This is a genomic window from Microcystis sp. LEGE 08355 (assembly GCF_015207185.1).
GTDB lineage: Bacteria > Cyanobacteriota > Cyanobacteriia > Cyanobacteriales > Microcystaceae > Microcystis > Microcystis panniformis.
In genome coordinates, this window is record NZ_JADEXI010000156.1 from 1 (window position 1) to 8,764 (window position 8,764).

At 42.7% G+C, this 8,764-nt stretch carries 11 protein-coding genes; 4 read left to right on the plus strand and 7 right to left on the minus strand.

Features of this window, described 5'->3' with window-relative positions; all coding sequences use genetic code 11:
• Positions 1-16: 16 nt before the first annotated feature.
• Positions 17-775: a sulfite exporter TauE/SafE family protein gene (locus tag IQ242_RS10145; protein WP_193959878.1), complete on the minus strand. Its 759-nt coding sequence runs from the start codon at positions 773-775 to the stop codon at positions 17-19.
• Positions 776-1,137: 362 nt separating this feature from the next.
• Here IQ242_RS10145 and IQ242_RS10150 point away from each other — a divergent pair, with 362 nt between their 5' ends.
• Positions 1,138-2,025 carry a lipid kinase gene (locus IQ242_RS10150; protein WP_193959879.1) on the plus strand — a complete coding sequence of 296 codons (888 nt, stop codon included), beginning with the start codon at positions 1,138-1,140 and terminating at the stop codon, positions 2,023-2,025.
• 2 nt (positions 2,026-2,027) lie between these two features.
• On the opposite strand, the gene IQ242_RS10155 is transcribed toward IQ242_RS10150, so the two are convergent.
• Together IQ242_RS10155 and IQ242_RS10160 are read right to left on the minus strand one after the other, a co-directional pair.
• Entirely contained in the window at positions 2,028-3,083 is a 1,056-nt protein-coding gene (locus tag IQ242_RS10155; protein WP_190722562.1) for an amino acid ABC transporter substrate-binding protein, read from the minus strand.
• Positions 3,084-3,119: 36 nt separating this feature from the next.
• Positions 3,120-3,860, minus strand: coding sequence for a TIGR00297 family protein (locus IQ242_RS10160; protein ID WP_193959880.1), 741 nt, complete (start codon positions 3,858-3,860; stop codon positions 3,120-3,122).
• A 45-nt stretch (positions 3,861-3,905) separates the two neighbouring features.
• On the opposite strand from IQ242_RS10160, the gene IQ242_RS10165 reads away from it, so the two are divergent.
• Positions 3,906-4,610 (plus strand): cytochrome b/b6 domain-containing protein, encoded by a 705-nt coding sequence (locus IQ242_RS10165; protein ID WP_193959881.1) that lies wholly within the window; start codon positions 3,906-3,908, stop codon positions 4,608-4,610.
• 101 nt (positions 4,611-4,711) lie between these two features.
• Here the strand turns inward: IQ242_RS10165 and IQ242_RS10170 are convergent, their stop codons facing one another.
• The 4 genes from IQ242_RS10170 to IQ242_RS10185 all read right to left on the minus strand — a co-directional run bounded on the left by IQ242_RS10170 (position 4,712) and on the right by IQ242_RS10185 (position 7,818).
• Positions 4,712-5,329 (minus strand): bifunctional 2-polyprenyl-6-hydroxyphenol methylase/3-demethylubiquinol 3-O-methyltransferase UbiG, encoded by a 618-nt coding sequence (locus tag IQ242_RS10170; RefSeq protein ID WP_193959882.1) that lies wholly within the window; start codon positions 5,327-5,329, stop codon positions 4,712-4,714.
• Between the two features lie 287 nt (positions 5,330-5,616).
• Positions 5,617-5,856: a 2Fe-2S iron-sulfur cluster-binding protein gene (locus tag IQ242_RS10175; protein ID WP_193959883.1), complete on the minus strand. Its 240-nt coding sequence runs from the start codon at positions 5,854-5,856 to the stop codon at positions 5,617-5,619.
• Between the two features lie 9 nt (positions 5,857-5,865).
• Positions 5,866-7,341, minus strand: a complete 1,476-nt coding sequence (cobQ, locus tag IQ242_RS10180) for a cobyric acid synthase CobQ (protein WP_193959884.1) — start codon at positions 7,339-7,341, stop codon at positions 5,866-5,868.
• 75 nt (positions 7,342-7,416) lie between these two features.
• On the minus strand, positions 7,417-7,818 hold the full coding sequence (locus IQ242_RS10185) for an Npun_F0494 family protein (RefSeq protein WP_193959887.1): 402 nt from the start codon (positions 7,816-7,818) through the stop codon (positions 7,417-7,419).
• Positions 7,819-7,933: 115 nt separating this feature from the next.
• Between IQ242_RS10185 and IQ242_RS10190 the strand changes: the two genes are divergently transcribed.
• On the plus strand, positions 7,934-8,236 hold the full coding sequence (locus IQ242_RS10190; protein WP_193959885.1) for a hypothetical protein: 303 nt from the start codon (positions 7,934-7,936) through the stop codon (positions 8,234-8,236).
• Positions 8,237-8,291: 55 nt separating this feature from the next.
• A complete protein-coding gene (locus IQ242_RS10195; protein WP_193959886.1) occupies positions 8,292-8,747 on the plus strand; it encodes a ferredoxin in 456 nt (151 codons plus the stop codon).
• Positions 8,748-8,764 lie beyond the last annotated feature (17 nt).

Consider the following 8,764-nt stretch of genomic DNA (forward strand, 5'->3'; position numbering starts at 1 on the left):
AGTCCGTTGATACGGTCTAAGAGCAAGCGCGGATGAAGAAATAAATGGCCATCAGTAGCAGAAAAATATAAAAAGTAATCCGCACCAATCGATCCGGTAATTTCGGTAAAAAACGAGTGGTTACTTGTACACCTAGGGAACCACCGATACCTAAAATAATCCCTTGTAGATAAAGAATATAACCGGCTTGGGCATGAGCGAAACAGGCGGCGATCGAATTGAGTAAAACCACACCTAAACTGGTGACAATGGCGATTTTGATCTTTTCTGCCAAAAAAATCATTTGTAGTGGCACCATGATCGCCCCACCGCCAATTCCGAAAATACCGGCTAGAAATCCAGCGATTCCTCCGGTTAGCAGACAGGCTAGATTAGGATGCAATCTAATGGCAGAAACTGGCTCTTTTTGGCTTAAATTTTGCTTGAGATTGGTTAAATAGATATTGAGCAGTAAAAAAAAACCAAAAGCAGCTTCTAGGAGGTGTTTGGGGCTATATTTGACCAGATAGACCCCGATAAATGCCGTAAAAATCCCGGGTAAACCCAAGAGGAGAACTCGCTGCCATTTGAGGGAACCTAATCGCCAATTTTGGATCGTACCCCCTAGGGAAGTGAAAACGATCGCTAAACTGCTGGTAGCCACCGATTCTCCGTAACTGTAGCCCAAATTTAACAGGATCGCCACGGAGATAGTGCCACCCCCAATACCGAATAAACCCGCTAATAAGCCCGAAAAAACGCCCGTTATCAGTAAAATCAAGTAATTGTCTGCCATTATCTTCGTTTCATGGCCTTGAAGGGTCTGAATTTGCTATCATACCTAGAGGCAATGGTAGAACATTTTCTCGAAGAAAGGGCTATTAACTAAAATTTAGTGATCAATGGGGCTAAATTATTGACAATCACCTGATATTTTTTCTGATTTAATTAGGGTTTGCTGAAAAAGTAAGGGCGAAGCATTCGGATAGAAAATCTCCGGTTTCAGCGATAGGTTATGCCCGAATGCTTCGCCCCTACAGGACTTGCACCTGTTTCGCAAAACCAGCCACTAAAACCCTTACCTCGTCTATATTTCACATTTATTCAGCAACTCCTAATTACATAACCTTTATCCCTGCACTGCTGAGAAACTTACCTATGACTAAAAGAGCTTTACTACTAATCAATCGTCACTCGCGCAAGGGTAAAGAAAACTTTGCTCAAACTGTCGATCTGCTCAATGATTGGGATTTTGAAATTATCAGCGTCCCTTTGAAAAAGGTAGAAGATATACCTTTTTTGCTGGAAAAATATCGCTCTAATATTGATTTAGTTATCGTCGGTGGTGGCGATGGGACTCTTAATGCTATGGCGGATGTGTTGGTAGAAACTCAACTTCCTCTAGGCATTATACCTCTGGGAACAGCTAATGATTTAGCCCGGACTTTAGGGATACCGAATTCTATTGCCGAAGCCTGTCGAATTATTGCCGAAGGTAACTTAAAATATATCGATCTAGGTTGGGTAAATAATAAATACTTTTTCAACGTGGCTAGTTTAGGATTAAGTGTGAAAATTACCCAAAAACTGAGCAAGGGTTTAAAGCGACGTTTGGGAATTTTTGCCTACGCTTGGACAGCCCTACAGGTATTAAGTAAAACCCGTCCTTTTACCGCTATGATCCGTGTTGATGGTCAAAATATCAAAGTTAAAACCCTACAAATAGCGATTGGAAATGGTCGTTATTATGGGGGAGGAATGCCGATAGCTCACGATGCCCAAATCGACGATCAAAGGTTAGATTTATATAGCCTAGAAATTGAACACTGGTGGCAAATTTTCCCGCTTTTATGGACATTACCGCGAGGACAACAGGGTTTATTATCTTGGGTGAGAACTCTTAAGGGGAAAGAAATTCAAATTCAGACTCGTAAACCCCATAGTATCAACACCGATGGCGAAATTACTAGCACTACTCCCGCCATGTTTCGAGTTATTCCTAGCGTTTTAGGAGTCTATATTCCCCGTCAGAAAACACAATCTTAAAATTAACGAAAAGGAGGAGAATACAATAAACCCCCCTTTGTCCAAAGATTATTTAAACCTCGATCGAGTTGTAGGGGTTTACCGATTTCACGCTCATAAATTTCACCGTAATTACCCACCTGTTTTAAGACTCTTTGGGCAAAATCATTGGGTAAACCCATATCTTCGCCCAACTTCTCATCGATACCCAAAAAGCGCCGAATACTGGGGTCTTTGCTATCGGCAAAAGTGGCAATATTTTCTGAGTTAATCCCGAATTCTTCCCCTTGAATTAAACTAAAAACGATCGAGCGGACGGCATTCGACCAAGCGGGATCACCATCGGCCACGGCCGGGGCCAAGGGTTCCTTAGATATTACCACTTCTAATAATTGATGATCCTGCGGTCGGGGAAAAACCGAGCGCCGGGCTACCAATTGGGAGCGATCGGAAGTGACAGCCTGACAACGCCCCGCCTGATAAGCTGTATATAAGGCCTCCACATCATCGGAAACGATCGGTTTATAACCTTGCACTGCCGCTTTTGCCATGGCATCGGCCAGATTTTGTTCCGTGGTGGTTCCCGACAGCACACAAATGGACTTTCCGCTTAAATCTTCTAATTTCTTAATATTACTGGCTTTCGTGGCCATAATTCCCTGACCATCATAGAAAACCGGGGTGATAAACTCCATCCCCAGGGCGGTATCCCGGTTAATCGTCCAGGTGGTGTTGCGACTGAGGATATCCACTTCTCCCGTCTGTACGGCAGTAAATCTCTCTTGGGGGCTAAGTTTACGATATTCGACTTTAGAGGGATCATCAAAGAGAGCCGCAGCGATAGCTCGGCAAATTTGCACATCTAAGCCCGAATATTCGCCTTTTTCATTAACAAAGCTGAACCCCGACACTTCTCCGTTAATGCCACAAATTAACTTACCGCGATTTTTCACCGTTTGCAAGCGGCCAGCATCGGGACTACTTGCGGTGTTAGAACTAGAATTAGATTGATTTTCCGTCCCACAGGCAGTAATTAGCAGTAAAAGCAGGGACAATGCACAAAAACGCCACTTTAGCATAGATATTCTCTGAAAAATTTTTTTAGTCACTTAATTTTAGCGGAAAGACCAGAGCAAGCTTAACAGTATAGCCACGATCGCACCGATAACCGTATTGATCACATTGACCAATTCATTAGTTAACCACAGAAAGCGGGTTTGTAGGGTAGCGCCGATGAGACTTTCGATATTGGTGGCGATAAATGCCGCAATTACACACCATAACACACCGATAAGATCGATCGCACCGATAGCCCATGCTAACAGGGAAATCGCCGTGGCTGCCAGCAAACCGGCGAGCGTTCCTTCCAAACTAACAGCACCTTCTGTTCCCCGGGGGACGGATTTAAAATTAGTGATTAGATAAGTAGTTTTACCGTAAGCTTTACCCACCTCACTGGCAGTAGTATCGGCTAATTTAGTGCTAAAACTAGCCACATAAGCGAGTATTAAGAGGTAATCCCAGGGAGAAGCGGCAAAAAGACTTAGGATAGCGCAAATTGCCCCCGCTAAAGCGGAACCCCAGACATTTTCCGGACCGCGTACCCCCGCTCTTTTTTCGGCGATTCCCTCCGCTTCCTTGCGAGCTAAACCGATGCGGGTAACAGTAGAGCCGACGAGGAAATAGAATAAAACAATTAGATAACCGCGCCATCCCAAGCTTCCCCAAACAATTACCCCTAGAACCCAAGCATGGAGATAACCCATCCGAGTTAAGAGCTTTTTTGGGGCAATTGCAGCAATTCCGAGGAGGACGGTATTGAGAAGAATAGCGACGAGCCAAGGATTGGTTAACATAGTATCTAGGCAAAGTTTACCTCCCCTATTGTATCGATCGAGTCGATGAAAACTAATCAACCTTATCAACCTCTTTTACTGCGAATTCTGCACGGATTCACGGGAATTGTCCTCATTGCCGCCATGGTTACGGCCTATTGGACCTATGATACTTTTGACGGTCGTTGGTTAAAACTGCCCCTACCAGAATATCAAGAAATTGAAAGTATTCATGGTACTTTTGGACTCTATACTCTGATTATCTTTCCCGTTTTTGCTATCTATGCTTTTCGTCGCGGCAACAAAAGATTAATTCAAAGTGATTCTCTTAACAAATTAACTCAATTTGGTAAGCCGATTTGGTGGTATAGTCTCCATCGTTTAGTCAATACTTTGACTCTTTTTGCCCTAACTTTTGCTTTGTATAGTGGGCGGATGATGGATTCCAAATGGCTACCGGAAGGGGAATTAAATCACTTTTGGTATTATGCCCATTTGCTCAGTTGGTTAATTATGGTAGTATGTCTGGTGCTGCACCTGCTCATGACTGCTAAAGTGGGAGGGATTCCCCTGTTATTATCTATTCTTAAATGGGGTTTTCGTGAACAAGATAGTCCGAAATTATGGTTATCTCAATTACGTCAATGGGGGTTAAGTTTGCGTCTAGCCAATACTTTTCAGTGGCTACAATCTCTTAACTTATATAAAGTCTTAGAAATTGTTGTTTTATTGGCTATTATAGCAGCTTGGATTATTCCCAAGTTTGACTAAGCTGTACTGTGTTTAAACTGAGTATTGGGAATTTTAGTACAAAAGCTCAAATTCCCTGCTACCCTCCTCTCCTATACCTTTTAAACAGGATTTAGTATAATTTATTGACCCCGACGAGCGAGAATAATCATCGTCTTCGCTAAGGGAGCAATACGACCAATACGATAGATTTTATCTACCGATAAATTAGCTTCTGTTAACAGTTTTGTGATAGTTTTGACAGACCAGAATTTAATATGTCCGTGATCCCAAAGAGCGGTAAAATGCTCGTCCATCTTACCCGTAGCCGCTAGGGCCAAATTTTTGAGATAACTATGATAGGGAGTGGATATCAGCGCATATCCTCCGGGTTGCAGCAGATTATAAACGGTCTTAGCATAATCGCGCGGAGCATAGACGTGTTCTACCACTTCCAAACTAATTAACAGAGGAAAAGTACCAAATTTACCAGCCAGATCATCATAGGCGGAGCCAACGTATAGATCAAGTTCAGGATAGGCTTTTTTTGCCTCTGCTATCCCCGATTCGGAAGGATCGCAGCCACTGACTTGAAATCCTTTTTCTGATAACCAATTAGCGATCGAACCGTTGCCACAACCGAGGTCAAAAATACGCTTTTCAGGAGGAGCAAGATCGGCAAAAATCTGACTTAGAGAGGGTAGCAAATAAGCGTGGGCAGTCCCACAGCAAGAATTTTGATAATGATAATAATCTGACATATCTTAAAATAGTTAATATGTAAGTATTTTTTGTGGTATCACCACTATCGCAGGGTAATACAAAAAGTAACTTTTGTCAAGGGTTTAGTGAAATTTATTGTCACATCCCATTGATAGGATATACCATATTATTTTATCAATACATCGCATATACTATTGTCAATGGACATCCTGCAAAAATCAAAAACCTTCCCTTAGACGAGAAGTCGCCGAGCCATTATTCTCCTAGTTAGAAGTCGTAAACTTAACAGTAATAGCTGAATTCTGTTATCAGAAAACCCGAACAATTACCAGAGCGGATCGGAGTATAAATGAACGGTTAAAGAATCTTGATCGCCAGGGATACCAGTAATACAACTACAAATTTGAGTACCATCATCTAATTCTACTTCACAAGCGTGACAGGAACCCATTAAACAGCCAGTAGGAATGTCAATTCCCGCTTTTTTGGCTACATCTAATAATAGTTCTCCCGCTTCCGCTTCTATGATGATATCATCGGGTAAAAAACGCACTGCAATAGTCATAATTTTTCCTTACAAATGAGCAAAAATAGGTTTAAGATTTAAATGTTCTTCCAGTAAATTAGCCATAGCATCTAGGGTTATTTCTCTTTGTTCGCAATAGTTAGCAATTCCCGTAGGCAAAGATAATAAACTGCGACGCTGACGCAGATGATTTAGCCAAGTTCTTCGCCAAGAACCATTATCAAAGATACCATGTAAATAACAGCCCCAAATTGACAGAGAATCATTGACAATTCCTAGACTAGCATCTTCCTCGAACATTTTTTGATAACCTGATTCCCTTTCCCATTCGCTTATTCCTTGGTGAATTTCGTATCCTGTTACTGGTAAACCCGCTTGGGGATAATTGGATAAAACTTGTCGTTGACGGGTAATTTTTTCGGCAGTAATTACCGTTTTTAAGGGCAGTAAATTTAAGCCAGCTGCCTCACTATCGGAGCCTTCTCGATGGTCGGGATCCAGGATTAATCGCCCTAACATTTGCAAACCACCACAGATGCCAAAGATAATACCTCCCCTTTGGTGATAGGCTTGTAATTGATTAGCCATACCACTTTGATTAAGAGCAATTAAATCAGCGACGGTGGTTTTAGAACCGGGGATAATTACCCCATCGGGATCACCTAAAGATTCCTGTAATTCTAGATAACGGACATTAACCGTTGCTTCACCACAGAGAGGGTCAAAATCAGTAAAATTAGCGATATGAGGCAGACGAATGACACTGATATTTACTTCAGCTTTAGGTTTTTGGGCAGGGCGATCGAGTAAACTAAGAGAATCCTCGGCACTTAAAAAGATATCACTATAGGGAAGAACTCCCAACACGGGAATTTTTGTATAATCTTCTAGCCAAGTAATCCCTGAATCTAAGAGAGATTTTTGTCCGCGAAATTTATTGATCACAATACCTTTAATTAAAGCTCTTTCCTCCGGTTCTAATAATTCTAACGTACCGACGACGTGAGCAAAAGCCCCCCCGCGATCAATATCCACCACTAAAATAGTAGCGGCATCGAGATATTTAGCCACCCGCATATTAGTTAAATCCCGATGTTTGAGATTTATTTCCGCCGGACTTCCCGCACCTTCACAGACAACTAGATCAAATTCTGCCGATAATTTAGCCAAAGATTCTTTAATTGCTTGCCAACCTTGCTCAAAATAATTCTGATAATAATCCGCTGCCGTGGTGACACCAACAGCCTTGCCTTTAATAATCACCTGAGAGGTCATATTTCCCTGGGGTTTTAATAAAATTGGGTTCATTTCTACCCGGGGAACTGTCCCCGCAGCCCATGCTTGCACCGCCTGAGCGTGACCCATTTCTCCCCCTCCGGCGGTAACATAGGCATTAAGGGCCATATTCTGACCTTTAAAGGGTGTTACTTGCCAGCCTTTCCGCTTGAATAAACGACATAAAGCGGCAGTTAAAAAAGATTTACCCGCGTGGGAAGTCGTCCCCACTACCATAATTGCTTTCATCTAGTTTTTTTAATTGAGCATTTTCAGTTAACTGATAACTGATAACTGATAACTGATAACTGACACCTGACACCTTTAAAAAGAAAACCAACGTTGCAGAGTATTGAAAAATCTTTGCCAGAAATTGGGTTGAGGGAAAAAGTCCCCTTGGGGTTGCCATTTTTCTATTAATTTCCTCCCCAGAGGAGTGAGACGAAAACTATCGGTTATCCCCTGTCCATCTACTTCGCGCCGCAAAATTCCCACTTTAATCAACCAGAGAAGATATCTTTCCACTGCTGCTTCCGTCAGCAGTCTGGAAGTATAACCTTTCTCTAAACCCCCAGCACCAGGGATGCTTAAAAGTGATACACTTTGCTCAAGCATAGCGGCGAATAGGGTGACACGGAAAGGAGAACAACAGAGGGCGCGTTCGGCCCTAGTGATGGTAGCATCAGGATAATTGATGGCGGTAACGGTGGGAGTCGATAGGCTCATAGATTCCAGTCGTTTAGCTATGGATAAACTCATTGTTACATTGATCTGGCCTCAACCCCTGTTAACCCCAATCACCGATAAAATAGGGATGAAGTGTTAAGTAGCTTGAGTGTTTATGCAGTCTCCCGAACCGTTCGATAATAAATATACCCCAGAGGAAGTGGAAGTGGAAATTGAAACCGACGATTTCCCCCCCGTTGATACCCGGGTTAGTTTCGCTGCCACCCTCGAAAAAGTGAAAACTTGGTACGGCAGCCTCTCCACACCAGCACAGGTAGTCGTGGCAGTGGCGGGGGTTTTTGTGGCTCTTTCGATTTTAACGGCGATTTTACGCCTAGTCAGCGCAGTTTTAAGCGCTTTAATCCTTGCCGCTATCGTTTATCTCATCTATCGTTACATCCTCAAACCGAAATTTTAGTCGGCTATGCACATTTTCTGTTCAATGTCAAGAGTTTAGTTGATAAAAAAAATTTATGGAAGAAGCGGACACCAGAGATATCTTGGGGGAAAATGTGGCTAAGTTGGGATTGGCCCAGATCCAGCGTCATCTATTTCTCTGCTGCGATCAGACTAAGCCAAAATGCTGTGACAAGGAAGAAGGGTTAGAAGTGTGGGATTATTTAAAGAAGCGGTTAAGTGAATTACAACTCGATCGCCCTAGGGCAGACCGTCCGGGCTGTATTTTTCGCACTAAAGCCAACTGTTTGCGGGTTTGTAGCCAAGGACCGATTTTGTTAGTGTACCCGGAAGGAGTCTGGTATGGAAGGGTAAACAAGGAAGCGATCGAAAGAATTATCCAAGAACACCTAATCGGTAATCAAATCGTCACCGAATATGCTTTCCTTCGCCACGATTTGCCGGCAATTTCCCTGAACTATCCGGGAGAAGAACCGGAAACAATAGAGGAAAACAGCGTTAAAACTAGCTGAAACACAATTAATTAGGG

What these genes read in the sequence shown, in the direction of transcription:
- IQ242_RS10145 (WP_193959878.1), bottom strand. Translation starts at nt 775, where the DNA reads ATGGCAGACAATTACTTGATTTTACTGATAACGGGCGTTTTTTCGGGC.
- IQ242_RS10150 (WP_193959879.1), top strand. Translation starts at nt 1,138, where the DNA reads ATGACTAAAAGAGCTTTACTACTAATCAATCGTCACTCGCGCAAGGGT.
- IQ242_RS10155 (WP_190722562.1), bottom strand. Translation starts at nt 3,083, where the DNA reads ATGCTAAAGTGGCGTTTTTGTGCATTGTCCCTGCTTTTACTGCTAATT.
- IQ242_RS10160 (WP_193959880.1), bottom strand. Translation starts at nt 3,860, where the DNA reads ATGTTAACCAATCCTTGGCTCGTCGCTATTCTTCTCAATACCGTCCTC.
- IQ242_RS10165 (WP_193959881.1), top strand. Translation starts at nt 3,906, where the DNA reads ATGAAAACTAATCAACCTTATCAACCTCTTTTACTGCGAATTCTGCAC.
- IQ242_RS10170 (WP_193959882.1), bottom strand. Translation starts at nt 5,329, where the DNA reads ATGTCAGATTATTATCATTATCAAAATTCTTGCTGTGGGACTGCCCAC.
- IQ242_RS10175 (WP_193959883.1), bottom strand. Translation starts at nt 5,856, where the DNA reads ATGACTATTGCAGTGCGTTTTTTACCCGATGATATCATCATAGAAGCG.
- cobQ (WP_193959884.1), bottom strand. Translation starts at nt 7,341, where the DNA reads ATGAAAGCAATTATGGTAGTGGGGACGACTTCCCACGCGGGTAAATCT.
- IQ242_RS10185 (WP_193959887.1), bottom strand. Translation starts at nt 7,818, where the DNA reads ATGAGCCTATCGACTCCCACCGTTACCGCCATCAATTATCCTGATGCT.
- IQ242_RS10190 (WP_193959885.1), top strand. Translation starts at nt 7,934, where the DNA reads ATGCAGTCTCCCGAACCGTTCGATAATAAATATACCCCAGAGGAAGTG.
- IQ242_RS10195 (WP_193959886.1), top strand. Translation starts at nt 8,292, where the DNA reads ATGGAAGAAGCGGACACCAGAGATATCTTGGGGGAAAATGTGGCTAAG.